The following is a 23,906-nucleotide window of genomic DNA, read 5'->3' as shown; positions in this document are numbered from 1 at the left end:
TCATTCCACCCTCGCGCCTGCGATCTCCTGCGCGCCCAGATCGACGCGGAGTCGCCCGCCCCTTGACTCGGTCGGCAGGGGCACCAGCTCCGTCGCCTTTTTCCCCTGCTGGTAATAACCGGTGGCAATCCCAATGTAGCGGGCGCCCTCCGCCTTTTCGCAATTCTGGGACACCGTCTGTCCGGGTTGCACTACGATCTTGCGCACGCTCACCACGGATGCATCGAAACGACCGCACTCGAGGAGCCTCGGCAAGCCGTCCCGTGCCTCGCTGAGCAGCCTGAACCCCTCCGGCTCCCTTAGTTGGTAGAGGCACAGCATCAGGGCGTGACTGGTCTTTTCGTAGCGGTTCAACTGCGGGTCCGTCTGCACCCTGAGGAGGATCACCTCTCCCTGCCCCCCACGCACCTGTGGTGAACATGCAGCGGTAAGACATCCCGCCATTACACCGATGACCAGTTTGTACTTGTGCATAGGCCACCCCGACCAGTGATACGGGCAAGGAACGCTTCGGGTCCCCTGCCCCAGCGACAAGGCAAAAGATTAACATAAATTTATTTTTAGCAAGTAGCGGAACGGAATTTAATTTGTGGTCGAGCCGGAGGGGACTTATGGTATAAACGGATGTGCTTTGGTATTGATCGACGAGAACGATAAGGAATGCAGGGGACGGGCGATGCCGGAAACCGCGGCTTTGGACATTACGGGTGCGATCCTCGTCGGCGGAAAGAGCCGCCGCATGGGACGCGACAAGGCGCTCCTGGAGTTTCGCGGCAGGCCGCTCTTCGAGCGCGTTCTGGATCTCTTCCGGGAGTCGTTTCCGCAGGTCGTGCTTGTAGGGAACCAGGGGGAGCGCTTTGAAGGCTACGGGGTTACCGTCGTTCCCGACCTAGTCCCCGGCAGCTCGCTGGGCGGAATCTATACGGCGCTTGCCTCGGTGCAGACCGAGTGGGTTTTCGTGGCGTCGTGCGACCTCCCCTTCCCGAGCCGCGCGGTGCTGCACCATCTCTGCTCGCTGACGGAAGGATGCGACGCCGTCGTCCCCAGAACCGAACATGGCTATGAACCGCTCTTCGCGCTTTACTCGCGCCGCTGCCTGCAGCCGATCGACGAGCTGTTGCAAAGCGGCGATTGCTGCGCCTACGCCTGGTATCCCAGGGTGAGGGTCAGGGAAGTGGGACCCGAAGATATCGTCGCACTAGATCCAGCCAGGATCGCCTTCATCAATCTGAACACGCCGGAAGACATAGAAAAGACAGGAGAGACCCAATGACGGTAAAGGCAGTATCCTTCGTGGCAAAATCGAACACCGGAAAGACCACCCTGCTTGAAAAGGTCATCGCCCACCTGAAAGAGCGCGGTTACAAGGTTGGCGTCATCAAGCACGACGCGCACCGCTTCGACATCGACCATCCCGGCAAGGACAGTTACCGCCTCACCGCGGCCGGCGCCGACACCATGCTGATCTCGTCGCCGGAGAAGCTCGCCATCGTGAAGAAACACACCCAGTCCCCTCCCATCGAGGAGCTGATCGAGACCTACTTCTCGGACCTGGATATCGTCCTGACCGAAGGGTTCAAAAAGAGCGGCATGCCGAAGATCGAGGTGAACCGCCAGGAGAGAAGTACGGAACTCCTCTGCCGCGGGGAAAACAACGACCCCACACTGGTGGCAGTCGCGAGCGACGCCGACCTGGTGCTCGACGTACCGGTGCTGGACCTGAACGACCCCAGCGCCGTCGCCGACTTCATAGAGGAGACGTTTCTGCACTAGCCAGCCATCCATCTCGAAAAGGTTGCAAAACGAAACGCGCCCTGTACACTGCCCATGCTTGGTTAGCAAACACCAATAAAGCTTATCAGGAGGTGGGGCATGGACGATTTAGCGATCTTCGAAGGGTATCCAGCCTGGACCAATTACAGCGTGGGACTCGGATTAGCTGCTATTTTTGCGCTTGGTTCCTTCAGCTCCCCAACTCTGCTGTTCTTTGCCGGCTGCATGGTGGCGGTCATCGCCTGGAAAAGGTTTGGCATCCACGGCCGGGTAACAAGCACAAGGATCATAACCAAGTTCGGGATTTTCAATACAAGGACCTATGAGATCGAAATAAAAGACATTCGCAGCATCAACGTCTCCCAAAACTTGCTGCAGAAGATTTTCGATCTTGGGACGCTGGAATTTGCCACCTCGTCTGGTCCCATGAAAGAGGCGGCATTAGTTGGGATAAAAAAGCCGGACGCCTTGAAAGAACAGATAAGGGCTCTGAGTCTCAGTGGAGCTTAGCACCAGGTTCACCTCCCCCGAACGCGCCGTTTCAACCAACGAACAAACTGGGTCCGTTCCTGATCAGGTGGAGCGGTCCCAGCCTTCTCTCTTAGCGCCGCCTATCCATCAAGCTTCCTCAAGAAGCTGCCACGCCGCATAGCCGGACTTCCGTTCGGTGAGCTTGCGCCCTGAAAGCTGCATCGACTTCCTCACCGGATCAGTCTTGATCGCTACGTAAGCACGAACGATGGCGGCGACGGTCGCCTCCTGCAACGTGATGGAGGATCCGTCGGCTAGTTGCAACGTCGTGCGCAGATGGCGATGGTTCTTCGGAATCTCGGCAACGACCTGTACCACGTCTTCCGTCCCCAGTACGAGTTCCCCCTTGCAGTTTTTCATCTGTCCCTCCTTTGCAGCAGTAAGACGAGCTCAAACATGCCAGCTCTACTATTGCCTGCGAGACGGATGAAGGATTGCCTGACTGGAACAGATGTTTCAAAGCCAAAGCAGTCGGCGTACGCAGGCTTTTACTGGTTCTACGTATTACGGATTGACCCTTTTCCCCAAAATCGAGAGGCTATACTCCTCCCCATCCATTTCAGCGATACTTGGTAGTTTACCCCACTCCTCGAAGCCAACTGACTTGAACAGCCGGATGCTTGGTTCGTTGTGCGAAAATATGAAACCGACCACGGTCTTGATCTGAAGGTCTCGCGTCATTTCCAATGCCTCTGCGAGCACCTGACGTCCGAGCCCTTGGCCTCTCTGCTCAGGCGAAATATAGATACTTATTTCGGCAGTGTGGTCATACGCAGGTCGGCCGTAGAAGGACTGGAAACTCACCCACGCAACTATTTTGCCGTCTCTTTCACAGACCAACAAGGGACGCTTGTGGGGCTCATGCTGCCGAAACCATTCCATTTTGGAGGCGACACTGACCTCTGCCGTGTCGGCGGTGGATTGTCGCGTCGGTACCGTCGAGTTATAGATCGCGACGATCGCCTCGAGGTCATGTCCGGTTGCGATTCTCATGTGCTGTGCTCTCCCTGACGCTCTGTCACCGAGCCCCAAAACCGGGCCAACGCTGCCCGACTTCGGCATCGCGGAACCAAAGCATGAGCTCCTTCTGCGTATCATCCTCGGCAGAAGGCGACCAGGAGGCGAAGTCTTCCTCTTTGAAAGGAGCATAAGGGCCGTGTTTGACTTCAAAGATGACACCGTCGGTATCAAGAGAGAGGACCGCATGCCATGTTGCGACCGGAGTTTCAACAACGGAAACGCCGTCACCAAGGACTGCACGGCCGACGACCACGCCCTCGTCATCAAAGGTCAAGACCACAAAACGGCCACGCAGCGGGGTCAAAAGCTCCCATGTCTGCTGATGGCGATGGGGGCGAATATAAGTGTCAGGTTCCATCGCTATGGCTAAGCGCTGGATGGGGTCGGACAGTTCGGAATGAAGGTTGCGATTCATCCGCTTGCGTGGGGATTGTTTTGCCTGACTGCTAAGGCTGGAGAGATCGTCGACAGAAAGTGTTTTCATAAAGGCTCCCGCAATGAGTGATTGCGGGGAGCGTAGACTGAATCGGTTAACTTTGCAATTGGGATTTTCATCACCGCTGCATCAGTGCAAAGACGCCCCAACCCAGGTATTCGCGAGTGTAAGCGGCGTGGCGTTCCGGTTCCGAAGTCAATCGGGCGCGGACCTCGTTTGCTAACTCATCATCGGGATTGGCTTCGAGCCATCGGCGCATGGTGAGCCATTTGGCCGCCTCGTATCTGTCCCAGCCGTCCTGATCGGCCAGCACCATTTCAACGACGTCATAGCCCAGGCGGCCAAAAGACGCGATAAGTTCTGGAAGCATGAGAAACTCGGAGATCGAGCCGGCGAGACACCCCTTGGCAACGTCTTCCGTCGGCGGCAACTGCCTCCAGTATGGCTCGCCGATGAGGATGATCCCTCCAGCGCTAAGGCTCTGCGCCAGGAGCTCGATGGTGCCGGCCACTCCCCCGCCGATCCAGGTGGCACCGACACAAGCTGCCACACCGACTTTCTCGTCCGAGACATAGCCGGCGGCATCGCCATGGATGAACGTGACTTGATCGGTGACACCCAGTTCTTCTGCGCGGAGCTTTGCTTGCTCGCTGAATAACCGGCTCATGTCGATGCCGGTTCCGATGATGCCGTAATCGCGAGCCCAAGTACACAGCATCTCCCCCGAACCGCTGCCCAGATCGAGCACCCGGGTCCCCGCTTCCAGACGCAGTGCCGCACCGAGAGTGGCGAGCTTTTCGGGAGTGAAGGGGTTATGAATGCGGTGAGCACTTTCGGTGATGTTGAAGATCCGTGGGATGTCCATTTGGGAATTCCTTTATGGGTTATGGGTAGGTTCGGTCATTCCATAAAATAGGGGCAAGAGTACTTTCTATTGTATCAGTCGTAGCAATATATAAAAGCCTCTCATACATGTCATAGACGAAGCAAGGAATACTCACAGTGGACTAAAAGGCCGTGGCTGGTTGTTGGCGGGAACTTCAAGGTTGGTGTTGTCTTCAGCCAATTCCTCGACGACGCCCGCGGTATCGGCTACCGCGCGAATGTAGTAGGCGGCAAGGCCGTAGGCTATCGGGGAGGAGGTAGGTCCCCGCCGCGACAACCGCAGCCTGGTAGTGCCCATTCCGATCGCGTAAACTTGTTGATAAATATATTGCTTAAAGTATAAGATCCACTTATGACTCAAATTGCTTTTTAAAAACTTTATATACAATGCAATATGCTCAACCAGATGGAGGGCACCTGCTATCATGCCAGAATTTGCTTGTGGCAGTGAGATAATCTATGCGCCTCTTGATCGTGGAAGACGAGTTAAAGACAGCAACATTCCTCAAAAAAGGACTTACCGAAAACGGTTTTGTCGTCGACACTGCTCAAAACGGTGAGGACGGCCTGCACCTGGTCCTCACAGGAGCCTACGACCTAGTCATCCTGGACGTCGGGCTCCCGGAGCGCTCCGGCTGGTCCGTGGTGACGGAGATACGTCAGCAGGGCAAGGGACTGCCGGTGCTCTTTCTCACCGCAAGGGATACCGTCAGCGACCGGATCAAAGGGCTGGAGCTTGGGGCCGACGACTACCTGGTGAAGCCGTTTTCCTTTGCCGAACTGCTGGTCAGGGTGCGCACCATACTGCGTCGCGGCCCCCTGCGTCACGAGGAGACCCTCCAGATTGCCGACCTGACCCTCGACCTGAACCGGCACCGGGCCTTCCGTGCCGGGACCCGCCTCGACCTGGCCCCCAAAGAATTTTCCCTGCTATCGCTTTTGGCCCGTCGAGCGGGAGAGGTGCTGACCCGCACCGTCATTGCCGACCAACTCTGGGACATGAACTTCGACAGCGGTACCAACGTGGTGGATGTGGCAATCCGGCGCTTGCGCACCAAGGTGGACGATCCATTCCCGCGAAAGTTGATTCACACCATCCGTGGAGTCGGTTATGTTCTGGAAGAGCAGTAGCGGCTCCTACAGCTTCTTCAGAAAGCCATCGATCACCGGCAGGCTCGCCCTTCTCTACATCCTGTCCGCAGTGATTTCCCTCCTGTGCGGTATCGTCTACATCACCTGGTCCATGTACCAGGTGATGGAACAGGCCGATAGGGACTTCGTCCAGGGGCGACTGCAGACCTACCGTGCCCTCTTTTCCGACAGCCCCGGCGACCTGGAGATCATCCGCAAGGACATCGAGTGGGAAGGAACCAACGTCGCCACCCCGGAGTACTATATCCGCATCGAGGACAGCTCCGGGCGGCTCCTGATCGAGACGCCGGGGATGTCGCAGGTGCTCCCGTCGAGTCTCTTTCACTGCGACCTGCCCCATCCCCGGCAGGTAACCACCCGCTACGTGAAGGGGGCCAACGGGCGGGAATACCTGATCAGCTGCGACTTGGAGCCCGTCGGGCGCCCGTCGGGCGGGATGATCCAGATAGGTCTGGACGCCACCGCCGAGATAAAGGCCATCCGCAAGAAGCAGATCCAGCTGGCGTTTATCTTCATAAGCGGGATAGTGGCGGCAACCGGCGTCGGAGTCCTCGTTGCCCGCAAGGCGCTGACTCCCCTGCGTGACATCACCGGAGTTGCCGAGCAGATAACGGTGGAACGGATCAACGAGCGCCTCGACCCCCTGCAGTGGCCGGTTGAGCTGCGGCGGTTCGCATCGGCCTTCAACGGGATGCTGGGGCGGCTCGAGGACTCGTTCACCAAGCTCTCGCAGAGTTCCTCGAACCTTGCCCACGAACTGCGCACCCCCATAAACAACCTGCTCGGGGTGACCGAGGTCGCTCTCACCCGGGAGCGCCCCCCGGAGGAATACCGAAAGACCCTCGAGTCCAACGCCGAGGAGTATCATCGCCTGTCGCGCCTGATCGACGACATGCTGTTCCTGGCCCGCGCGGAACATCCCGCCCAGCGCGTCGAGTTCGTCCTCTTCGACCCGGCCCAGGAGATCGAGAAGGTCTGCGCCTTTTACGAACCGGTCGCCGAAGACAAGGGGATCACCATCAGCTACAGCGGCAGCGGCCGCATGTATGGTGCCCCGCAGATGCTGGAACGCGCCGTCAGCAACTTGGTCGGCAACGCGCTGCAGTATTCCCCGTCCGGCTGCACCGTCGAGGTCCGGACCCTGACCGCGGCGGACGGTTCCCAGGAGGTCGTGGTCAGCGACTCCGGCCACGGCATGAAACCGGAGGAGGTGCACCGGATCTTCGACCGGTTCTACCGCGGGGATCGGCACCGGACCCTGCATCCCGACGGCTCCGGACTCGGCCTGTCCATCGTGAAATCGATCGTGGAGCTGCACCACGGCGCCATCTCCGTGGAAAGCTCCCCGGACCTCGGCACGACCATACTGCTTCGCTTCCCCCCTCCCCCGCCCAACGCGTAATCCGCCCCGACCTGCGGGCTCAAGCTCGAGACTTGCCCCCTACCCGCCCATCCCCTCCGGGGCTGGAGCGAGCCGCGACTCCATCTCCAACCGCCAACCATCCGCACCGCTTCTCTCCTGCCGGAACCGCCTCTCTCCTGCCGTCGCGCTCTCCTGAAGTAACGCGTCATTTCCTGCAGTAACGCGTCATCTCCTGCTGCAACACACCTCTTCTGCCCCACGGGGCCTCCTCCGTCGGGGCCTTGCCCTCCGCCAACCTTACCAAATGGTAATGTCCGCAACAGATTCCGGTAACGATACTTCAGCTATGCTCCCCATCAACCCTACTCTTTAAGTAAAGAACGTCACATTACCAAATGGAAACGTTGCGGCAACGCTCCGGAAAGGGCGCGTGTCGTATGCTGCAAACACCTGTGGCGCTGCGCCACATGGGTCGAGCCCAGGACAACCATCGGTTCCACATGGACAAGATTTACCGCGGCATGCTGCTCTCTCTCATCCTGATCACCGCCCTCGCGGCACCGGCCCCGGCGGCCGTTTTCAGAGCGGCCTATCTCTACACGCTGTCGGACTTCAACGGGGCGATTCCATACAACTGGGTCAACCTCGCGGTCGACCGGCGCGGCGAGGAGACCTACGTCGCGGACCCAAGCAGCCGGACGGTGCGGGTCTTCAACGACAGCGGCATGGAAGTGTACCGCTTCGGCGACAACGGCGATTTCGGCAACATCACGGCGGTGGCGGTGGCGGACAGCGGCGAGATATTCGTCCTCTCACGGTCCAACGCAAGCTACAAGGTGACCCGGTGCGACTACCGTGGGGAACCTAAGGCAAGGCTCGAGATGAAGGGACTCCCTACAGAGTACGGAACCGAATTCGTACCGGACACCATCAGCTGGCACGGGGATCACCTCTACCTCGTCGACAGGAACACGATGAAGGTGGCGCTTACCGACCGGGAGGGGACCTTCAGCTCCGGGTACGACCTGGGAACCATCCTTGGGTTCAGCAAGAAGCAAAGAAGCGAATCGGGGATGGTCGGCTTCAGCGTGGACCGGGAAGGCAATCTCCTCTTCACGGTGCCGGTCTTCTTCTCCGCCTACCTGGTCACCCCCGGCCACCAAGTACGTTCCTTCGGCATGCGTGGCAGCACGCCGGGGAAGTTCAACATAGTAAGCGGCATCGCCTCCGATGAGCGGGGGAACATCTACGTGGCGGACACCCTGCGCTGCGTGGTGATGATCTTCGACAGGGATTTCAATTTCCAGGCCGAGTTCGGCTTCCGGGGACTGGAACCGGGCAACCTCATCGCTCCCATGGAACTCGTCGTCAACCATGACCGGGTTTACGTGGCCCAGAGCCGGGCCAGGGGCGTCAGCGTGTACCGGGTGTTCCAGACCGAGCCGTCCACGACCGGCATCAAAGGGGGGTGAGAAGAAGCGAACAGTACTCAAAACGGCGCAGTTGGTAATGAAGAACTTTTATTTTACTGATTGGTTTGACAAGGAGACACAATGAAAGCAGCAAAGTCTTTGACAGCGGCAGCGGTCCTCACCCTCCTGGCCTCCGGCAGCGCCTTCGCCTACCATGACGGCGGCGTGGCGTACTGTGACGGGTGCCACACCATGCACAACTCCTCCGGCAACAAGGCGATGGGCACAGGCAGCAACGCCACCCAGCTCAAAGGGGTCACCTACCTGCTCCAGGGCAGCGACCAGAGCTCGACCTGCCTCAACTGCCACGCCACCACCTCCGCTAAGGCGGGGAGCTACCACATCATGACCACCGACGCCGCCGCGGGCGGCACGGTCCCCTCCAACTACACCCCCGGCGGCGACTTCGCCTGGGTGAAGGAGACCTTCAACTACAACAGCCACGGCACCCCGACCACCAGCCTTGGCGAGCGCCACGGCCACAACGTGGTCGCCGCCGACTTCGGCATCACCCCCGACAGCACCCTGACCACCGCCCCGGGCGGCAACTACCCCGCGGCGAACCTCGCCTGCTCGAGCTGCCACGACCCCCACGGCAAGTACCGCATCGTCGACGCGGCGGGCACCGTGCAGCGTCCCGTCGTCGCGGGGACCGGCTACAACGGCGCCAACGACGTGGCGGTATCGCTGCCGATCAACGGTTCCGGCTCCTACGGCGCGGCTCCGACCACCACCGAGGCGGTCGGCGTCTACCGCCTCCTGGGCGGCCCGGGATACCTCCCGGATTCCGTGTCGGGCGTAGCCGGCATCCAGCCCTTTGCGGCACTCCCCCCGTATGCCGTCGCACCGGCCGCCTACAACCGCTCCGAGGCGAGCACCGACACCCGCGTGGCCTACGGTACCGGCATGTCCGAGTGGTGCGCCAACTGCCATACCAACATCCACAACTCCACTGCCAACTATGACGGCGGCACCAGCCTGATCCACCCGGCCAGCAGCGACTCCACCCTGGGCGCGAACATCCTCGCCAACTACAACGCCTACGTAAGCTCCGGCAACTTCGGCGGCACCGTGGCGAACGCCTACACCTCGATGGTTCCGTTCGAAGAGGGGTCCAACAACCGCGCCAACCTGGCCCTGCACGCCGTCAACGACGGGTCCCAGAAAGGGGGCGCCGACAGCAACTCCAACGTCATGTGCCTCTCCTGCCACAGGGCCCACGCCTCCGGCTGGGACAGCATGACCCGCTGGACCAACAAGACCGAGTTCCTCACCGTGGCGGGCGCCTACCCGGGCACCGACTCCACCAACAGCTCGGCTCAGTCCTACGGCCTCGGCCGTACCATGAACGAGGTCCAGGCAACCTTCTACCAGAGGCCGGCCACCGTCTACGCCACCTACCAGCGGTCCCTGTGCAACAAGTGCCACGCCAAGGATTAACGAAGCAACCTTGTATTGAGAGGCCTTAGCGCCTCGCCATGCCGCAACTGGGCTGGCCTTCGGGCCAGCCCGATTTCACGGTAACCGCATGATCTGGTCCGGGGCCCCTCACCCCGCAGCGTGGCACCTCTATGAAGATACGTTTCATCGCAATCGTCCTGGCCGCCCTCTTGGCCGGATGCCAGACCCAGCTCGTCTCTCTGCGGCCGCCGCTCGTGGAAGAGGGAGAGCTTTTTCTCTACACCCGTCCCTTCCCCCCCGCTGCCGAGCGTCTTAGCTTCACCCTCGAAGGGGTCAGCGCGGTGCGGGAGGACGGCGCGGAGTTTCCCGTCTCCCTGGCAGTTAAAGAGGTGAGGCCCGCGGAACTCACCCGCCAGCGTTTTCTGGGTTCCTCCACCCTCCCCCCGGGAAGCTACAGCGGCCTTGCCCTGCGCATCTCGCACCCGCTTTTGCGCCGCGAGGAGGGGAGCGCGGCCCTGCAGGCGCCGGAACGGGTGACGGTCAACGCCCCCTTCACGGTCCAAAAGCAGAAAGCGCTCCTGCTGTCTCTTTCCTTTGATTTCGACAACTCCATCGGGGCCGGTTTCCGATTCACCCCGGTGTTCACCGTCCGGGAGCCGCCAAGGCCCGTTGTCGGGCTTACCGGCTACGTGACCATCCCCGAGTCCAACACCATCGCCGTCTTCGACAAGCAGTCGGCCGAGGTCGCCGGCTTCATCGCCACCGGCCAAGCGCCCCGCGGCGTCATATTCGACCAGCAGCGCAGGCGCGCCTACGTCGCCCTTTCCGGGGAAGACGCCGTCCAGGTGATCGACATGGTCACCGGCGAAGAGGTGCGCAGGATCAGGCTCACCCCCGGCGACTCCCCGGAGGACCTCGCCCTGTCCCCCGACGGCAGGACGCTGCTGTCCGTCAACAGGGGCTCCAACACGGTGAGCTTCGTGGACCCGCAGGGGTATTTCGAGACGGGGCGCCTGGCGGTGGGGGATGCCCCCTCTTCCGTACTCATCGACCCCGCCGGGCAGAGAGGGTACGTGTTCAACGGGCTTGCCGGCACCATGACCGTCATCGACCTCGCGCGCAGGACGGTGAGCGCCACGGTGGGGAGCGTGCCCGGAGACGGACGCGGCGCCTTCAGCCGCAGCGGCGATCAACTCTACGCGGTGCACGCGCTCAGCTCGTACCTGGACGTCCTCGATCCCTTCACCCTGGCACAGCAGCGGAGGTACTACGTGGGGATGGGGGTGTGCGCCCTGAAGGTGGACCAGCGCTCCGGCATCGTCTACACCGGGCGCAAGTCCGACGCCTGGGCGCAGGCGCTCGACCCCTTCACCTTCAACACCATCGCCACCGTGCCGCTGGGGGGGAGCCCGGCCTACCTCGCCATCGACGCGGACGAGAACAGGCTCTACGCCGTCAACCCCGCGCGCAAGCGGGTGCAGCTGGTCAACCTGGTGAGCTACCGGCTCGAGCACGAGTTGGAGCTCCCCGCGTCCCCGTACCGGCTGGCGCTGATGGGCGAAAGGTGACCATCCGGTGCACGGCACGAGGTTCACAGCTGCGGCGCGGACCGTCCACGCCTGCCTTATCTGCCTCTTCGGCGTCTTGCTGCAGCCGCAACGCGCCGCGGCGGACCTTCTCAACGGCTACCTGGAGTGGGACTACAGCCACCTCCAGTCACAGACCCGGGACGCGACCGGTACGAGCGGCGACCAGAAGGGGGACGGTTTGACCCAGAAGTACAACCTGCTTTTGAACAAGACTTTTCTCCCGCTTTTGTCCCTGCGCGCCGGGTACCTGTGGGAGAGCGACCGCAACTGGCTCACCACCAACGGCACGGGGGCACGCTCCTCGATCACGACCTCGCTGCCGAGCGTGGACCTGCTCATGGGAAGCCCCATGCTGAACGCGAGCCTTGGCTACAGCAAGAGAAAGGAGGCCGACTCCAGCGCGGGGACGTCCCTTCCCGACCGCTACAACGAGGACTACCACGCCTCCATCGGGTGGCGTCCGGAGGGGCTCCCGGCGGTGAGCCTGCTCCTGAACAGGATCAACACCTTCGACGGCCGGCGCCAGGTGGAGGACAGCGGCAGCGACCGGGCCACGCTGGGGATCACCTACAACGTGAAGAATCTCGACCTCAAATACCTCTTCAACTACAACGACCAGAAGGACAAGCTCGTCGGGCTCGACGTGTCCCAGGCGTCCCACACCGGCATGGCAAGCTACAGCGGGCAGTTCTTCGATGAGCGCGTCTCGCTCTATTCGACCTACAACGTGACCGGGCAGGGAACCGACACCTCTTCCAGCGGCCGGGGGATGGTGGACCAGCAGCTCACCTTGGTTTCGGGGCTCTTCGCCCTCACGGGCCCGGGGCAGCAGTACGTGGTCCCCGAGACCGCAACCCTCGGGAGCTATCCGCTGCTCGTCGACGGCAACGTGGGGACGAGCGCCGGTGTCGATCTCGGCCCCCAGCCGGGGCTGCAAGCGAAGAGGAACTTCGGCTTCGACTTTCAAAACCCGCAGACCACGGTGAACCGGGTGCTGGTCTGGGTCGCCACCTCCAACGGGCAAAGGCTCCCCGACGCCATCGCCCGGCAGTACGCCTTTACCGTCTACCAAAGCCAGGACAACCTCACCTGGACCCGCGTCAGCACCGTCTCCGGGCTGACCCTCGATCCGTTCCAGAACCGCTTCGAGATCAAGTTCGCCCCGGCCACCACCCGGTACCTGAAGGTGGTCGCGGCGCCGCTTGACCCGACGCAGGTCCCCCCCGGGATCATCGGGTTTCCCTCCACCTTCAACCTCTTCGTCACCGAGATCCAGGCCTTCGACGAGGTCCCGGCGGCATCGGTGCAGAAAAGGAGTTCCGTTCTTTCACAGATGCTGAACACGGACGTGAAAGTCCGGCTGACCGACTCACCGGCGCTCTATTACGACGGCTCCCTCTTCCTGACGAGCTCTCAGCCCGACGGCTTCACCAAGTGGACCGTGAGCAACGCCCTCATGGCGGACCACCGCTTCAACGACTGGATCTCGGGAAGCGCCCGGGGAGCACGGGAGGACGACGAGGAACCCAAAGGGCATCGCGGCGCTTTCGTCTACAGCGCGCTGCTGCGCATGACCCCCCTTTCGACCCTCTCCGACACCATCACCTATTCCGGACGCAGGGAGTCCTTCCAGGGGAAGAACAGCGGTGCCGACTCCCTGTTCTTGAGCAACACCGCCGAGCTCTACCAGGGGGTGAACGTGAACGCAAGCGGCGGCCTGAGCCTGTCCAGCACCGACAGCGGCGCGCGGATCAGGGCCTACAACGCCCTTTTGGGGGTGAACCTGAAGCCCCGCGGCGACCTGAGCCTAAACGCGAACTACAGCTGGAACAGTTCCGCGGCCACCGGCGCGGGGACCAGCGAGACCTCCGTCAGCACCCAGCGCGAGGACATCGGCGTGACCTACCGCCCGTTCACCACGCTCTACCTGACCGGCTCGTTTTCGCTTTTGCAGCAAAGCGGCCAGACCGGCACCACCTTCCAGAATTACGGGATCAACTGGTCCCCGTTCCCCGACGGCACCCTGCAGTTCAACTTCGCCTACTCGGAGAACCTGGCGTCGCTGAACCAGCAAAAGAGCAAGATGCTGACCCCGGGGCTTACCTGGAAGATAACCCCGCGCACCACCCTGGACGCGTCCTATCAGAGACTCAACACCTCTTCCTCCTCCGGCACCGAGAGCGCGCGGACCGTGAGCGCGGTGCTCAGGAGCTCGTTCTAGGATGGAGTGCACACTGGAGCTCGCTATGCCCAAACGATGGATACCGCCACTCATGACCCTCGTTGTTCTTGCCCTGGCCGGCTGTGCCGGTCCGGCGGAGGTGTTCCGCGACCCCAACATGGACTTCGGGGCCCTGCACACCGTCGCCATCATGCCTCTTGCCAACCTGACCCGCGAGAGTTCGGCAGCGGAACGGGTCAGGGACGTCTTCACCACCAAGCTCCTGGCGAGCGGCGCCCTCTACGTCATCCCCCCGGGGGAGGTCGCCCGCGGCATCAGCAGGGTCGGCATCAGCAACCCCGTCGCCCCCAGCACCGAGGAGCTCACCAAGGTGGCGGGGGTCATCAAGGCGGACGCCGTCATCACCGGCACCGTGAAGGAGTACGGCGAGGTCCGCTCCGGGAGCTCGGCGGCCAACAGCATCTCGCTCAGCTTCCAGCTTCTGGAGACCCAGACAGGCAGGGTGGTCTGGTCCGCCTCCACCACCATGGGGGGGATCGGCATCACGGACCGGCTCTTCGGCGGCGGCGGAGAGCCCATGAACGACATCACCGAGCGGGCGGTAAACGATGCCATCAAAAAGCTCTTTCAGTAGCCTCGTCGCCGGGCTGCTCGTGCTGCTCGTTGCCGGCTGTGCGCCGTGGCACCGTGCCGCATGGACCGGGGACAAGGCGGGCAACGCAGAGGGGGTGGTCGCGATACTCCCCCTGCAGAACCTGAGCGGCGGCAGCGCGCCGCTCGCCGAGCTCAAGCAGGAATTCGCCAGGCGGCTCGCCCTGCGGGGCATGGCGATCCTGCCGGAAGCGCAGCTGGAGCAGTTCATGACGCGGCACCGGCTGCGCTACGTGGGAGGGATCGACGCGACCACCGCGCAGGCGCTGCGCCGCGAGACCGGCGCGCAGGGCGTGCTCGTCACCCAGCTGGAGCTCTACCGCACCCCCTTCCCTCCCCGGATCGCCCTCACCTCGCGCCTGGTGACCACGGAGGATACCCCGAGGATCGTGCGCATGGAGAGCGTGGCGCTCTCGGGGGACGACGCCCCGGGGCTCCTCGGCGTGGGGCTCGTCGACAAGCCGCGGGAGGTGACCGACCGGGCGCTGCGGCTTTTGGCCGAGGCGCTGACCGGAGGGGAGCCGCAGCCCCCCCCCAGGGTCTCCCTGGGATCCGACTCCGTCTACCTGGCCCGCCCCCTGGACCCGGGGCGGAGCTACCGGGTGACCGTGCTCCCCTTCTACGACAAGGGAAGCCACGGCTACGCCGGGGAGATCCTGGCGCTGCACTTCATCGGGGAGCTGGTCAGGCAGGGGAGGTTCCAGGTCGTCGAGCCCGGCACGGTCCGCGAAGACCTCCTGCGCTACCGGATCATCATGGAGGACGGGGTCTCGCTGGCGGACGCGGAGCTCCTCTTCGGGATGCTCAGCACGGACCTCATCCTTTCCGGCGAGGTCAACGACTACCAGGACCTCCAGGGGGCCCAGGCGTCGCCCAAGGTCGACTTTTCCGCGCTGCTCCTCGAGCGGAGCAGCCGCCGGGCGGTCTGGTCCATGGGTGACCACCGGACCGGGATGGACCGGGTCCGCTTTTTCGATATCGGCAGGATCGCCACGGCAAGCGCCCTGGCCACCGGGATGGTGCACCAGGCGATTGCGGAAAGCCTCGGCCGCTAGCCCTGAAGGGGAGAGGCGGCAGCGGCAGGGCAGAGAGAAGGACAGACGGCATTTCACCGCACAACACACATGAAGGAAGGGAACCATGAACATGAACGCGATGCAGATATTTTTGATCACGGCACTTTGCGCCGGGACCCCGGCCTGGGCCGGCGAAGCGGCCACCACCGCGGGGAAGGCGCAGAGCGCGCCGGCCGCCCCGTCCCGGGAAACCGCGCCGGAGAGGGTAAGCGGTGAGAAAGGGAAGGCGGAAACCCAGAAGGAGGGGATCACGGTCCTGCTCCAGGCCCCGGCCTTCTCGCCGCGCTTCGCCCAGACCCCGGTCGCGCTGGTGAACGATGACCCCATTCTCATGCAGGAGTTCACCGACGCGCTCGGCAGCATCCACGAGGGGACGGGCTCCGGCGGTGACGCCAAGGCGGGGAAGAAAGATTACCAGTCGGTGCTCGATCGCCTGGTGAGCGCGCGGCTCATCATCGCGGAGGGGTTCAACATGGGGCTGGACGAGTTGCCCGAGGCGAAAAAAGGGGTCAGCGACTTCTCGGCAAGCAGCCTCGGCGAAATCCTGAAGAGGCGCCGGCTGGAAGGGCTCAAACCGGACCAGAAGGTCGTGGACCGGATCTATCAGGACCTGGTGACAGAGTGGAAGATCAGGTCGGTCAAGTTCGACAAAAAGGATGACGCGGCCAAGCTCGCGGAGCAGTTAAAGGCAGGCGGGAAGTTCGATGCACTGGCCGATCAGTTGATCGACGCCGGCAAGGTCCAGGGGGGCAAGGAGGGGGAATGGGTGCAGCCCAAGGGACTGCTGCCCCAGATTGCCCAGGCCCTGTCGGGCCTGAAGGGGGGCGAGGTGACCGCGGTGCTCCCGGTCGGCCCGGCGTTCACCCTGGTGGAGCTCCAGGAGATCCGCTTCCCGAAAGGGAACAACCAGGCGCTCGAGGAGGCAAGCCAGCGCGCCCTCGAGCTTAAGGGCAACGAGGTCCTGGCGCAGTACTGGAAGGACCTGGAGAAAAAGTACGTCACCCTGCACAAGAAGGTGCTGGACAAGCTCGACTTCGAGGCGCCCCGCCCCGGCTTCGACAAGCTTTTGAAAGACCGCCGGGTGGTGGCGGAGATCCGCGGCGAAAAGCCGATCACGGTCGGCGACCTCGCCGCCGCCATCAGGGGGAAATTCTTCCACGGCATCGGCGAGGCGATCAAGATCAAGAAGGTGAACGAAGGGAAAGTCCCCGCGCTGGAAGACATGCTCCTGGCAAGGGTTTTCCGGATGGAAGCCATGAAGCAGGGGATCGACCGGAGCGATGAGTACAAAAACGCCAACAAGAAGTACCGCGATTCCATCGTCTTCGGCATGTTCATCGACAAGGTCGTGGTGCCGGAGATCAAGGTGACCAACGGCGAGGTGGAGGACTACTACAGGGCGCACGTGGCCGACTACTCCTCGCCGGAGATGATCAAGCTGAAGGAGCTCGTTTTCGCCAAGAGCGAGGACGCCGAGAGCGCGGCCGAAAAACTGAGGAAGGGGGCGGAATTCCAGTGGCTCTCCGCGAACGCCGCCGGGCAGGTGCCGGCGGGAAGCGACGGTCGCCTCGAGTTCGGCGATACCCCCTGGATCACGAAGAAGCTGGCCCCGGAGGTGCAGCTCGCCCTGGCCGGAGCGAAAGGCGGCGATTTCAGGCTCTACACGAGCCCCGAGGGGTACTGCTACGTGCTCGCGGTACAGGACGTGATACCGGCCAAGCCCGCCCCGCTGGACAGCGCGCGCAAGGAGATCGCCAAGAAGCTCTACGGCGAGAAGGTGAACAAGTCCATCGAGGTGTGGGGAGAGAAGCTCCGCAAGGCGTACCAGGTGAAGCTCTACCTGGCGGAACAGGCGAAGTAGAGCGAGCGAGGAGAAACCATGTCGGGAAAGAAGAGTACATACGGTATTCCGGTCGGCGTCGTCGCTGCCCTGCTCTATGCGGCCATCGTGCTGTGCACCAGCCCGAGCCACGCCGCGATGAGTTTCGCCAAGAAGGGGTGCCTTGACTGCCACAAGAAGTTCGCGGCCAAGTACCTCGAGATGAAGGACGTTCACCCGGTGGTGAAGGAACAAAAGTGCGAGGAGTGCCACCTGCGCCACGGCATCGTGCCCAAGCTCCTGTTGAAGGAGACGGGAAACGCCCTCTGCCTCAAGTGCCATCCCAAGGAGAAGATCGGGATGAACAGGGCGAACGTACACAGCGCCCTTAAAAACGGCAACTGTACCGTGTGCCACGCCCCCCACGCGTCCCAGGCCGGCCGGCTTTTGAAGAACGAAGGAAACCAGGTCTGCTACCAGTGCCACAAGAAGGAACTCTTCGAGAAGAAGGTGGTGCACCAGGTCCTTACCCGCGACGGCTGCAAGGCCTGCCACGTCGCCCACAGCTCGGACCAGAAGAACCTCCTGGCCCAGGCGGAGCCCAAGCTCTGCCTCGCGTGCCACGACAGCAAGGGCGCCGGCTTCAAAAAAGCCCACGGCGGCTACCCCGTGGAAAAGGCGCGCTGCACGGTGTGCCACAACCCGCACTCTTCCGAGCAGCCCAAGCTCCTGAAGGGGAGCGTCCACGACCCGGTGCGGAGCGCGTCGTGCGACGGCTGCCACAACGCCCCCGCCGCGGACAACCCCTTCGGCGTCACCCAGAAGGGGAGCGAGCTCTGCTACCAGTGCCACGAGGCCGGCAAGCTCAAGATGGGGGGCAGCGTCGAGCACGCCCCGTTCAGCGGGGGGGACTGCCTCTCCTGCCACAACCCGCACACCTCGGAGTTCTCCAAGCTCACCGTCCGCGACGGCAACGCGCTCTGCATCGGCTGCCACAAGGAAAAGGGGGCCGGGATGACCGCCCCGCACGCCGCCGTCACCAAGGGGAAGGGGTGCCTCTCCTGCCACAAGCCGCACGCGGCGGGGAAGAAGCTCCTGGTCGCCCAGGGCGCGGATCTCTGCTACGGGTGCCACGCCAAGGTGAAGGAGAGCCAGGCCATGAGCGACGTGCACTTCCCCTTCGCCGAGGGTGACTGCACATCCTGTCACAACCCGCACGGCTCCAACATCCACGGCATGGTCAAGGCTCGCATCGACACGGTGTGCTACGGCTGCCACAGCGACAAGGAGAGCGCCTTCAAGAAAAACCACACGCACGCCCCGGTGTTAAACGGAAACTGCGTCGCCTGCCACGCCCCCCATGCCTCTCCCCAGGGGGCGCTGCTCAGGGCTCCCGCGGACGACCTCTGCGCGAAATGCCATGCGAAGCTCATGGAGCAGGAAACCGGCGGATCCAACCACGCCCCCTTCAAGCGCAAGAACTGCCTCGGCTGCCACGACTCGCACGCGTCGAACTACCCGGGGATGCTGGCCAAGAAACAGGAGACGCTCTGCCTTTCCTGCCACCTGGACATCGAGAAGGGTCTCAACGGCAAGGGGAGCAAGCACGCCCCGCTCATGAACGGAGGGGAGTGCACCAAGTGCCACAACCCGCACAAGTCCAAGCTGAACCGCCTTTTGCTCGCGCCGAGCCCGGACCTCTGCCTCACCTGCCACAAGCAGATAAAGGAGAAGATGGGGAAGGAAACGCCGCACCAGCCCGCGCAGAAGGACTGCACCACCTGCCACCGCCCGCACTTCGCCGCGGAGCGCTCGCTTTTGGCCGAGCCGGTCAGGACGACCTGCGCCGAGTGCCACGACCTGAAGGCGGAGCAGTTCGCCAAGGACCACCTGAACATCAACCCGGACGGGATCAACTGCGTGAGCTGCCACAACCCGCACGCGTCCAAGGACTCCAAGTTCTTCAAGGACACGCTCCATCCCCCCTTTGCGGCACGCACCTGCGACGACTGCCACATCGTCGAGAAGCGCTGAGAGGAGTAAGCAATGAAGCAACGCACCGAGATACTCATCATGATCCTGCTCGCCCTGCTCTACGTCGCCTCCGCCGCGGCACAGGAGAACGCCCTTTTGCTCTACAAGCTCAAGCCCGGCGCGACAGGGAAGGTCTGCATGGACTGCCACGTCAACATCCAGGAGACGGTGAAAAAGCCGTTCGTGCACACCCCGGTCAAGTCCGGCGACTGCACCGGGTGCCACAACCCGCACACCTCGTCCCACGGCAAGCTCCTGGCCGCCGACTCGAAGGAAATCTGCGCGCAGTGCCACGCGACGGTCATCCCGCCGGACGCGCGCAGCAGCCACAAGCCGGTCGCCGAAGGCAACTGCATGAAGTGCCACAGCCCGCACGCCTCGGACAACAGGTTCAACATGCTCCGGGCCGGCAACGCGCTCTGTCTCGACTGCCACAAGGCGATGGGGGAAACCATCGCCAAGGTCAAGCACAAGCACAGCCCCGTGACCACCGGGTGCCTCACCTGCCACCTCCCCCATGCCTCCAGCAAGGCGGGCTTTTTGCTCAAGGACGAGGTGCCGGCCCTGTGCACCGGCTGCCACAAGGTGGACAAGCCGATCTTCATCAAGCAGCACATGAACTACCCCGTCGCCAAGGCACGCTGCACCTCCTGCCACGACCCGCACGGTTCCGACATGCCGGGCATCCTCTACAACGACGTGCACCGGCCGGTAGCCAGCAAGATGTGCAGCCAGTGCCACGAAGACGCCACCTCAGGCTCGCCGCTCAAGACCAAGCGCAGCGGCTCGGAACTCTGCAAGGAGTGCCACAGCGACATGGTGAATTCGACCTTCGCGAAGAACAAGGTGCACTGGCCCCTTTTGGGCAAGCAGGGGTGCCTCACCTGCCACAATCCCCACGCGGCCAGGGAGAAGGGACTGCTCAAGGCTGACCTGATCACCGTCTGCGGCAGCTGCCACAAGGACACCATCCAGAGGCAGGAAAAGTCGCTCACCAAGCACGACCCGATCCAGAAGGGGAACTGCATGGCCTGCCACGACCCCCACGGATCGAACAGCCAGTTCCTGACCAACAAGGCGTCCATCATAGACGTCTGCGGCAAGTGCCACGACTGGCAGAAACACTCGACCCACCCCATCGGGGACAAGGTGAAGGACAAGCGGAACAAGAACCTGACCATGCAGTGCCTGAGCTGCCACCGCGCGCACGGTACGGAATACAAGCACTTCATCCCGTTCCCGACCACGAGCGATCTGTGCACCCAGTGCCATGACCAGTACAAGAGGTGAAAGCCATGTCTTCAATCTTCATGAAATACGCCGTGTTCGCGTTCGTGCTCCTCGCCGCCACCGGCGCGTCAGCCGCGGAGCGGCTCAAGCAGGTGACCGCGGTCTACCTGGACGACAAGGGGGGGGCGCTCGCCACCCCGGAGGGGATCGCCTGCGATGCCAAGGGGGGGATAGTGGTCGCCGATACGGGGAACGGCCGCCTGCTTAAATACAGCTTCAAGGAAGCCGGCATCTCCGGCGGAAGCGAAGTGAAAGTCCAGCAACTCCCCGAACCGACCCGGCTGCAACTCGACTCCAAGGGGGACATCTACGCACTGGACGGCAAGCTGCGGCGCATCGTCCACCTGAAGGGGGACGGGAGCTTTGCGGGGTACCTTGACCTGCATGGCGTCCCCGCCCCCGACCCGCAGATACGCAGTTTCAAGATCGCGGCGGACGACGAGGTCTACCTGCTTGACGTCCTCGGGCAGAGGGTCCTGGAGCTCGACCCGAGCGGCAACTTCCGGCGCCAGCTCCCCTTCCCTGCCCAAGCCGGTTTCTGCTCCGACCTCGCCCTGACCCGGGGGGGCGACCTGCTGCTCCTGGACAGCCTCGCCTCGACGGTCTACGCGGCATCCAAGGGGGGAACCGAATTCAAGCCCCTGTCCAAGGACCTGAAGGAGTACCTGAGCTTCGCCACCTACCTGACCACCGACAGCCGCGGCACCATCTTCGTCATGGATCAAAACGGCAGCTCCCTGGTGACCCTCGGGCCGGACGGCGCCTATACCGGCCGGCTGCTCGCCCTGGGGTGGAAGGAGGGGCAGCTCTACTACCCCTCGCAGATCTGCGTGAGCGACAGCGGTCTTCTCGGCATAGCGGACCGGAACAACTCCCGCGCCCAGTTCTTCGAGCTCATCAAGTAAGGGACATGCGGGGGGGGACTCGCCCCCTCCGGGATGCGGACAACGCACAAAGGATCGGTTATGAAGACACGTACTCTTGGCAATGGATGGCCCACGCTCCTCATGCTGGCCTGGGCCGCCACCTCTTGGGCCACCCCCCCCCAACCCGGCTTCAACGCGGCCTTTCAGGCCTACCAGCGGCACGACTACCCCACCGCACTGCGGCTTTTCAAGGCCGACCACGGCGGGGACTCGTGCTACCTCCTCGGCATCATGTACTACAGGGGTGAAGGAGTCCCCGTCGACAAGAAGGAAGCGATCCACTGGCTCACGCAGGCCGCGGAAAAGAACCACCTCCGGGCCCAGTACAACCTCGGCATGATCTACGACAAGGGAGACGGAGTCCCGCAGGATCTGAAGGAGGCGGCGAAGTGGTACCGCAAGGGGGCGGAAAAGGGACACGCCCCGTCGCAGTTCAACCTGGGGCTCATGTACACCAACGGGGAAGGTGTCCCAAAGGATCACGGCGAGGCGGTCAAATGGCTGCGCCTGGCCGCGAGGAAAGGACACGTGAACGCGCGCAAGCTGCTAAACGTCATGGGTGAGAAGTACTGACGCGGCATGAAACGGCAGTGATCACTGCAAGGAGGAACAAGATGAAATATTTTCCCGTGGCCGCAACCGTACTCATGCTGCTGGTCGCCTTGGGGTGCAACAGGGCCGAAGGGGTCGTCGGCACCTGGGCCAACCCGCAGCTCCCGGAGACCGTCCAGTTCAAGGCCGACCACACCGGGGTGTTCGTGGTGAAGGATCTCCCGTCGCTCCAGTTCACCTGGCAGGACGACAAGAACGGGACGGTGCGGCTCGACGTGGCGATCCGGGGAACGGTGAAATCGTTGTACGGCAAGCTGGACAACGGTGCCTTCGTCATCGCGGGGAACGGGCAGAGGGCGGTCTATCGCAGGCAGGATGACAGGAAGGGTTAATCCCAGAAATCCATGAACGTGCCCAAGACAGTTTTGACCGCACTCCTGCTGGCGACGGCCGGAGCAGGCAACGCCCTCGCCTTTCACAGCGGCGGGGTCGCCGTCTGCGACGGTTGCCACACGGTGCACAACTCCTCCGGCGGGATGGCGACGAGCTCGAAGGGGTCGGCGAACCAGTACCTGCTACAGGGCTCGGATCCAAGTTCCACCTGCCTCATCTGCCACTCCGGCGCCACCCCGACCGACAGCTACCGGGTGGCGACAAACCCGCCGTCCCCCTCCGGGCTGCCCCCGGTCCAGCTGACGCCGGGGGGGGATTTCGCCTGGCTGCAGAAGAACTATTCCTGGGTCGACCCTGCGACCGGCCTCCCCGTTTCCAGCAGCGGAGACGCCCACGGGCATAACATCATCGCCTACGATTTCCTGTATTTCCAGGACGCCCGCAACGCGCTGGCTCCCGGCGGCACGTATCCATCCGCGAGCCTAAGCTGCATCAGCTGCCACGACCCGCACGGCGGGTACCGCATCCTCGACAGCAGCGGTACCGTGGCGAAGGGGGGCAAGCCGATCGCCGGTTCCGGCTCCTACGGCGCGCTCCCCACGGCAACCGAGGCGGTAGGGAGTTACCGGATGCTGGCGGGAGCCGGATACGCGCCCGCCTCGTATCCCCTCGCCCCCTTCGTCAACGACCCGCCGTCCGCCGTGTCCCCCGCAACCTACAACAGGGCGGAGAACACCTCGGACACCCGGGTAGCTTACGGCCGGGGCATGTCGGAGTGGTGCGGCAACTGCCACGCCGGCCTGACCCACTCCTCCACCCCCGGCGACACGGTGGGCAACCACCCCTCCGGCAACAGCGCGAAACTCCCGGCCGACGTCGTCGCCACCTACAACGCCTACATCTCCACGGGGAATCTCGGGGGGACCATCGCCGGCGCCTACACTTCCATGGTCCCCTTCGAGGAAGGAACCTCCGATGCGACACAGCTCGCCATCGCCACCTCCTCGACCGCCGGGCCATCGAGCGATGACAACGTGAACTGCCTTACCTGCCACCGGGCCCACGCCTCCGCCTGGGACAGCGCAACCCGCTGGAACTGCGCCAAGGGGGCCTACCTCACCGTGGCGGGATCCTGGCCCGGAATCGACGCCCCCACGCTGCAGGGACAGTCGGGGCCCAACTCCACCGGCAAGACCATGGCCGAGTACCAGCAAGGGATGTATGGGAGACCGGCCGGCATGTACGCGCCCAACCAATGGTCCTTGTGCAACAAGTGCCACGAGAACGACGCCTACAAACAGTAGTTCGCGCCCGTACCCTCCGTTCTTTGACAAACAAAGCGCCCCTTGACGGGGCGTTTT

24 protein-coding genes are annotated in these 23,906 nt (G+C 63.0%); 18 read left to right on the top strand and 6 right to left on the bottom strand.

Annotated elements, in window-relative coordinates; genetic code table 11:
* Entirely contained in the window at positions 1-474 is a 474-nt protein-coding gene (gene tssJ, locus D6Z24_RS12715) for a type VI secretion system lipoprotein TssJ (RefSeq protein ID WP_129126963.1), read from the bottom strand.
* 202 nt (positions 475-676) lie between these two features.
* Between tssJ and mobA the strand changes: the two genes are divergently transcribed.
* The 3 genes from mobA (at position 677) to D6Z24_RS12700 (ending at position 2,283) form a co-directional block, all read left to right on the top strand.
* Positions 677-1,273, top strand: coding sequence for a molybdenum cofactor guanylyltransferase (mobA, locus tag D6Z24_RS12710; RefSeq protein WP_129126962.1), 597 nt, complete (start codon positions 677-679; stop codon positions 1,271-1,273).
* Complete coding sequence (gene mobB, locus D6Z24_RS12705; RefSeq protein ID WP_129126961.1) at positions 1,270-1,773, top strand: molybdopterin-guanine dinucleotide biosynthesis protein B; 504 nt, start codon at positions 1,270-1,272, stop codon at positions 1,771-1,773. The genes mobA and mobB overlap by 4 nt, the downstream gene beginning before the upstream one ends.
* A gap of 99 nt (positions 1,774-1,872) precedes the next feature.
* The gene (locus D6Z24_RS12700; protein ID WP_129126960.1) at positions 1,873-2,283 is read left to right on the top strand and encodes a PH domain-containing protein; all 411 of its coding nucleotides are present in this window, start codon (positions 1,873-1,875) and stop codon (positions 2,281-2,283) included.
* Positions 2,284-2,391: 108 nt separating this feature from the next.
* Here the strand turns inward: D6Z24_RS12700 and D6Z24_RS12695 are convergent, their stop codons facing one another.
* The 5 genes from D6Z24_RS12695 to D6Z24_RS12675 form a co-directional block, all read right to left on the bottom strand.
* Positions 2,392-2,664: a hypothetical protein gene (locus D6Z24_RS12695; RefSeq protein ID WP_129126959.1), complete on the bottom strand. Its 273-nt coding sequence runs from the start codon at positions 2,662-2,664 to the stop codon at positions 2,392-2,394.
* A gap of 144 nt (positions 2,665-2,808) precedes the next feature.
* Positions 2,809-3,297: a GNAT family N-acetyltransferase gene (locus D6Z24_RS12690; protein ID WP_129126958.1), complete on the bottom strand. Its 489-nt coding sequence runs from the start codon at positions 3,295-3,297 to the stop codon at positions 2,809-2,811.
* Positions 3,298-3,322: 25 nt separating this feature from the next.
* Positions 3,323-3,808, bottom strand: coding sequence for a WbuC family cupin fold metalloprotein (locus D6Z24_RS12685; RefSeq protein WP_129126957.1), 486 nt, complete (start codon positions 3,806-3,808; stop codon positions 3,323-3,325).
* Positions 3,809-3,878: 70 nt separating this feature from the next.
* Positions 3,879-4,625, bottom strand: a complete 747-nt coding sequence (locus D6Z24_RS12680) for an SAM-dependent methyltransferase (protein ID WP_129126956.1) — start codon at positions 4,623-4,625, stop codon at positions 3,879-3,881.
* A gap of 132 nt (positions 4,626-4,757) precedes the next feature.
* Positions 4,758-5,072 carry a hypothetical protein gene (locus D6Z24_RS12675; protein ID WP_129126955.1) on the bottom strand — a complete coding sequence of 105 codons (315 nt, stop codon included), beginning with the start codon at positions 5,070-5,072 and terminating at the stop codon, positions 4,758-4,760.
* A gap of 32 nt (positions 5,073-5,104) precedes the next feature.
* Between D6Z24_RS12675 and D6Z24_RS12670 the strand changes: the two genes are divergently transcribed.
* The 15 genes from D6Z24_RS12670 (at position 5,105) to D6Z24_RS12600 (ending at position 23,849) form a co-directional block, all read left to right on the top strand.
* Positions 5,105-5,776, top strand: a complete 672-nt coding sequence (locus tag D6Z24_RS12670; protein ID WP_129126954.1) for a heavy metal response regulator transcription factor — start codon at positions 5,105-5,107, stop codon at positions 5,774-5,776.
* Positions 5,757-7,199: a heavy metal sensor histidine kinase gene (locus D6Z24_RS12665; protein ID WP_129126953.1), complete on the top strand. Its 1,443-nt coding sequence runs from the start codon at positions 5,757-5,759 to the stop codon at positions 7,197-7,199. The genes D6Z24_RS12670 and D6Z24_RS12665 overlap by 20 nt, the downstream gene beginning before the upstream one ends.
* A gap of 398 nt (positions 7,200-7,597) precedes the next feature.
* The gene (locus D6Z24_RS12660; protein WP_129126952.1) at positions 7,598-8,632 is read left to right on the top strand and encodes an NHL repeat-containing protein; all 1,035 of its coding nucleotides are present in this window, start codon (positions 7,598-7,600) and stop codon (positions 8,630-8,632) included.
* Positions 8,633-8,713: 81 nt separating this feature from the next.
* Positions 8,714-10,072 (top strand): cytochrome C, encoded by a 1,359-nt coding sequence (locus D6Z24_RS12655; protein ID WP_129126951.1) that lies wholly within the window; start codon positions 8,714-8,716, stop codon positions 10,070-10,072.
* Between the two features lie 131 nt (positions 10,073-10,203).
* Complete coding sequence (locus D6Z24_RS12650) at positions 10,204-11,601, top strand: YncE family protein (protein ID WP_129126950.1); 1,398 nt, start codon at positions 10,204-10,206, stop codon at positions 11,599-11,601.
* A gap of 7 nt (positions 11,602-11,608) precedes the next feature.
* The gene (locus D6Z24_RS12645; protein ID WP_129126949.1) at positions 11,609-13,843 is read left to right on the top strand and encodes a hypothetical protein; all 2,235 of its coding nucleotides are present in this window, start codon (positions 11,609-11,611) and stop codon (positions 13,841-13,843) included.
* Between the two features lie 25 nt (positions 13,844-13,868).
* Positions 13,869-14,438, top strand: coding sequence for a GNA1162 family protein (locus tag D6Z24_RS12640; RefSeq protein ID WP_246014658.1), 570 nt, complete (start codon positions 13,869-13,871; stop codon positions 14,436-14,438).
* Positions 14,413-15,510: a hypothetical protein gene (locus D6Z24_RS12635; RefSeq protein ID WP_129126947.1), complete on the top strand. Its 1,098-nt coding sequence runs from the start codon at positions 14,413-14,415 to the stop codon at positions 15,508-15,510. The genes D6Z24_RS12640 and D6Z24_RS12635 overlap by 26 nt, the downstream gene beginning before the upstream one ends.
* A gap of 85 nt (positions 15,511-15,595) precedes the next feature.
* Positions 15,596-17,392 carry a peptidyl-prolyl cis-trans isomerase gene (locus D6Z24_RS12630; protein WP_129126946.1) on the top strand — a complete coding sequence of 599 codons (1,797 nt, stop codon included), beginning with the start codon at positions 15,596-15,598 and terminating at the stop codon, positions 17,390-17,392.
* Positions 17,393-17,410: 18 nt separating this feature from the next.
* Positions 17,411-19,384, top strand: a complete 1,974-nt coding sequence (locus D6Z24_RS12625; protein WP_129126945.1) for a cytochrome c3 family protein — start codon at positions 17,411-17,413, stop codon at positions 19,382-19,384.
* 12 nt (positions 19,385-19,396) lie between these two features.
* On the top strand, positions 19,397-20,674 hold the full coding sequence (locus D6Z24_RS12620; protein WP_129126944.1) for a cytochrome c3 family protein: 1,278 nt from the start codon (positions 19,397-19,399) through the stop codon (positions 20,672-20,674).
* Between the two features lie 5 nt (positions 20,675-20,679).
* Positions 20,680-21,579, top strand: a complete 900-nt coding sequence (locus D6Z24_RS12615; RefSeq protein WP_129126943.1) for an NHL repeat-containing protein — start codon at positions 20,680-20,682, stop codon at positions 21,577-21,579.
* A gap of 60 nt (positions 21,580-21,639) precedes the next feature.
* Positions 21,640-22,173, top strand: coding sequence for a tetratricopeptide repeat protein (locus D6Z24_RS12610; RefSeq protein WP_246014657.1), 534 nt, complete (start codon positions 21,640-21,642; stop codon positions 22,171-22,173).
* A 41-nt stretch (positions 22,174-22,214) separates the two neighbouring features.
* The gene (locus D6Z24_RS12605; protein ID WP_129126942.1) at positions 22,215-22,544 is read left to right on the top strand and encodes a hypothetical protein; all 330 of its coding nucleotides are present in this window, start codon (positions 22,215-22,217) and stop codon (positions 22,542-22,544) included.
* Positions 22,545-22,556: 12 nt separating this feature from the next.
* The gene (locus tag D6Z24_RS12600) at positions 22,557-23,849 is read left to right on the top strand and encodes a cytochrome C (protein WP_129126941.1); all 1,293 of its coding nucleotides are present in this window, start codon (positions 22,557-22,559) and stop codon (positions 23,847-23,849) included.
* The last annotated feature ends 57 nt before the right edge of the window (positions 23,850-23,906 follow it).

The organism is Geomonas oryzae (assembly GCF_004117875.1).
GTDB classification, from domain to species: Bacteria; Desulfobacterota; Desulfuromonadia; order Geobacterales; family Geobacteraceae; genus Geomonas; species Geomonas oryzae.
Note: the sequence above shows the minus strand (reverse complement) of the source record. Positions and strands in the feature narration are given on the sequence as shown.